This is a genomic window from Streptomyces zinciresistens K42 (genome assembly GCF_000225525.1).
GTDB lineage: Bacteria > Actinomycetota > Actinomycetes > Streptomycetales > Streptomycetaceae > Streptomyces > Streptomyces zinciresistens.
In genome coordinates this window covers 1-1,143 of sequence record NZ_AGBF01000451.1, presented here as the reverse complement: position 1 = coordinate 1,143, position 1,143 = coordinate 1, and the positions used below count along the sequence as shown (strand labels likewise).

The following is a 1,143-nucleotide window of genomic DNA, read 5'->3' as shown; positions in this document are numbered from 1 at the left end:
GGGCGGCCTGGAGTCCGCGCGCCGGGCCGAGCAGCGGCTCGCCCGGCTCGCCGGGGAGCGCGACGCCCTCGACCGCCAGGAGCGGGCCGACGAGGACGTCCGCGTGGAGGCCGAGACCTGGCTCGACGGGTGGGAGGAGACCCGCGCCGCGCTCCAGGCCCGTATCGAGTCCGCCCAGGAGGCCGCCGGGCGCGCCGACCAACTGGCCGTGCAGCGCGAGCCCGCCCGCCTGCGCCTGGCCGCCGCACGCCTGCGCGACCAGCTCGCCGGGGACACGGACAGCTCCGCCGAGGCCGTGGCACGCGCCCGGGAGCAGAGCCTGCGGGCCAGGGCGCGCTGGCTGGACGTCAAGGAGCGGCGCCTGAACGGCATCGCGGCGGAACTCGCCGCCCAGCTCACCGACGGCGACCCCTGCGCCGTGTGCGGGGCCACCGAGCACCCCGCGCCCGCCCGCAAGGACGCCGGACACGTCGACCGTGAGGCCGAGGAAGCGGCGCTCACCGCCTCCCAGCGGGCCGAGGAGCGCCTCGCGGAGGCCGAGCGCGGCCTCGGCGTCGTACGCGAAGCCCTGGCCGCCGCCACCGCCGAGGCAGGCGGCCTGCAGACGAGCCGACTCGCCGAGGCCGCCGACGAGTTGGAGCGCCGGTACGCCCTCGCGCGCCGCGACGCCTCCGCACTGCACGCCGCCCACGAGGAGTCGCGCCGGGCCGAGGCGGAGCACGAGCGGCGCACCGCCGCCCGTCAGCAGGCGGCGGTACGGACCGCCGCACGGGTCGGTCACCGCGAGCGGCTCGACGGCGAACAGGCGGCGCTGGAAGCCGAGTTGGCCGAGGCCCGCGGAAGAGCCGCCAGCGTGGCCGAGCGCGCCGCCCAGCTCGAACGCCGGGTCGCGCTGCTGACCGACGCGGTAGACAGCGCGCGGGACGCCGAGGACAGCGCGCGACGGCTCAAGGAGGCCGACGCCCGGCTCGCCGACGCCGCCTTCCGCGCGGGCTTCGACACCCCGCGGGCCGCGGCCGACGCACTCCTCGACGACGCCGGCCACCGCGACCTGCAACGGCGCCTGGACGCCTGGCAGTCCGAGGAGGCGGCCGTGCGGACCGTCCTCGCCGAAGCCGACACCGCGGCCGCCGCGCACCGGCC

At 79.3% G+C, this 1,143-nt stretch carries 1 protein-coding gene; it reads left to right on the top strand.

Features of this window, described 5'->3' with window-relative positions; translation table 11 throughout:
• Positions 1-1,143, top strand: a 1,143-nt coding sequence (locus SZN_RS37150) for a coiled-coil domain-containing protein (RefSeq protein WP_007506541.1), incomplete at both ends; no start/stop codon positions are given.